Source organism: Hyphomonas sp., assembly GCF_040882205.1.
Lineage (GTDB): Bacteria > Pseudomonadota > Alphaproteobacteria > Caulobacterales > Hyphomonadaceae > Hyphomonas.
The window spans coordinates 1-2,445 of sequence record NZ_JBBEBT010000266.1; the positions used below are offsets into that span (position 1 = coordinate 1).

At 66.3% G+C, this 2,445-nt stretch carries 4 protein-coding genes; 3 read left to right on the plus strand and 1 reads right to left on the minus strand.

The window, feature by feature from the left end:
* Positions 1-107 precede the first annotated feature (107 nt).
* Positions 108-1,415 carry an RsmB/NOP family class I SAM-dependent RNA methyltransferase gene (locus tag WEA77_RS11310; protein ID WP_368067987.1) on the minus strand — a complete coding sequence of 436 codons (1,308 nt, stop codon included), beginning with the start codon at positions 1,413-1,415 and terminating at the stop codon, positions 108-110.
* A 118-nt stretch (positions 1,416-1,533) separates the two neighbouring features.
* Here WEA77_RS11310 and WEA77_RS11315 point away from each other — a divergent pair, with 118 nt between their 5' ends.
* From WEA77_RS11315 to WEA77_RS11325, 3 genes are all read left to right on the plus strand, one after another.
* A complete protein-coding gene (locus WEA77_RS11315) occupies positions 1,534-1,836 on the plus strand; it encodes a DUF1330 domain-containing protein (protein WP_368067988.1) in 303 nt (100 codons plus the stop codon).
* A 9-nt stretch (positions 1,837-1,845) separates the two neighbouring features.
* The gene (locus WEA77_RS11320) at positions 1,846-2,073 is read left to right on the plus strand and encodes a hypothetical protein (RefSeq protein WP_368067989.1); all 228 of its coding nucleotides are present in this window, start codon (positions 1,846-1,848) and stop codon (positions 2,071-2,073) included.
* A gap of 54 nt (positions 2,074-2,127) precedes the next feature.
* Positions 2,128-2,445: GNAT family N-acetyltransferase (locus tag WEA77_RS11325; RefSeq protein WP_368067990.1), on the plus strand; the 318-nt coding region annotated here is incomplete at its 3' end.

A 2,445-nucleotide genomic window follows, 5' to 3' on the forward strand; every position in this document is an offset into this window, starting at 1 on the left:
CGATGAGCTGCGTCACCTGGCTGCCGAAGTCGACGATCAGGGCGCGTTGGTGGCGTGTCTCGGTCATGCGGCGCAGTAGCCCGGCCTGCGGGATTCGTCCAGACGGCTCAGGCGCGGCGTTCCAGCAAGGCGAAGAAAAAGCCGTCGGTGCCCGCCCGGCGCGGAGAGAGGCGAACGCTGCCCGTGGGCCCGCGGAACTTGCGAACGATCTCGGCGCCGTGCGCCGTCAGCGCGCCGGAGGCAATGGCGGCCTCTGCCGCGTCCCGCTCCACGAACTGCGGCGCGCTGGCCAGGAATTCGGCGACGCGGTCTTCGTCTTCTTCCATCAGGAAGCTGCAGGTCGCGTAGAGCAGCCGGCCGCCGGGCTTCACATAGGTCGAGGCGGCCTGCAGGATCTCCCGCTGGTCCTGCATCCGCTTCTCCAGCTGCGCCGGCTTTACACGCCATTTGGAATCCGGCCGCCGCCGCCAGGTGCCGGTGCCTGTGCACGGCGCATCGACGAAGACGAGGTCCATCTGACCCACGAGGGGCTCGAGCGCATTGCCCTCGCTGGGGTGCACCAGTTGCACATTCTGGGCGCCGGAGCGTTTCAGGCGCGGAATAAGCGCGGAGAGCCGCTTGCCGTCGATGTCATAGGCGTGGATCTGGCCCTGGTTCCCCATCTGCGATGCCAGTGAGAGCGTCTTGCCGCCGCCGCCCGCGCAGTAGTCCATGACCTGCTCGCCCGGTTTCGCGCAGGCCGCCTCCGCCGCGATCTGGCTGCCCGCGTCCTGCACCTCTACCCACCCTTTGGAAAAAGCCGGTATGCCCTCGATGCTGTCTTCGCGCTCGGCCGGGTCGCGTGCCGGGATATGGTAGGCGTTCTTCAGCAGGCGCGACGGCTCAGCCTTCACGGATTTGAGCGGCAGCGCCGCTTTCTCCGCATCGGACTTCAGTGTGTTCACGCGCAGGTCCACGTCCGCGCGCACCGCCATCATTTGCGCTTCAATCACAGCTTCGGGCCCGAACACGCGCTGCATGTGGGGCGTCATCCATTCCGGATAGTCGCCCTGCACATGGGGCGCAGCAGACGGGTCCGGCGCGAGGATCAGCCGGCTGCGCTCGTCATTGGTAAGCGGTGTGGGACCATGATCGTCGTAGCAGGCTTCCTCGATGTCCCGTGCGTTCCAATCCCACGCGATACGCAAGGCGCCGAGGATCAGGGCGCGGGGGTCACCGTGCCCCATATGGTGGGCGATGGAGTTGCGCTTGCGCAGCGCGTCCAGCACCAGCCCGGACACCCAGGCCCGGTCCTTGGAGCCAGCATAGCGCGCCCGCTTGCCCCAGTCGCGCAGCGCGATCTTGAGCGGCTGATGACGCTCCAGCACGTCTCGCAAAACCTCGATGGCCGCGCTGATCTTGCCGCCTGTGCGCATGGTAGATCCTCTTCACTGGCTTTCCGCACGCCATACTCGCGCCCGACCGGCAATGAAACCGTTGGACAATGCAATATTCCAAATTTTACAGTCTCCAGACTGACCGAGAGACCCTGCCATGACCGTTTATGCCGTCGCACGAGTGACCATCACCGACCCCGAGACCTATGCCGCCTATGGCGCCGGGTTCATGGCAGCGTTCACGCCGTTCGGGGGCAAGGTGCTATCTGTTGACGAGGCGCCCGAGGTGATCGAGGGCGACTGGCCCTGCACCCGCACCGTCCTGCTCGAATTCCCATCGAAGGCCGTGATGAAGGCGTGGTACGCCTCCCCAGCCTATCAGGACCTCGTCCAGCACCGTTACGCCGCCTCCAAGGCGGATATCGTGCTGCTCGAAGGTTTCACGCCGCCGGCCGCGTAAGGAAATCCCATGGACATCCGGCTTCCTGACGGTATGCGCCCGGCAACTGCGCGGGACTGGAAACAGCTCGGCAGCATCACCGGCGAGGCCTTTGCACAGGACCCCGTGAACCTCTGGATTTTCGGCAATACGCAAACCATGCCGCCGGTGTTCGGCGAACTGGCCCGCAGCGTGTACCTGCCGCGCGGCCTCTGCCACATCCATGGCGACACCGGCGCGGCGATGTGGGCGCATTAGGACCAGCGCCGCGAGCTGAACACGCTGCAGACGATGCCGCTGGTAGGGTCGCTAATGACCAAGGGCGAAAGGGGCGCGGCCAAGCGCGGACTTCGCGCCGGAGAAGCGACGGCGCGCGAACACCCTTACGCGCCGCATATGTATCTCTTCACCATCGGGACGCGGAAAGCGGCGCGGGGGCAGGGCCTCGGGACGAAACTCATCCGGCCCGTGCTGGACGCAGCCGACCGGGCCTCCCTGCCCTGCTATCTCGAAAACCCGGTTCCGGCGAACACCGGCTTCTATGTCAGCCAAGGCTTCGAGCGCATGAAGCTGTTCGAACCAGGCCCCGGCGGGCCGCCGCCCGAGGCGATGTGGCGCGGGCCTCGTCAG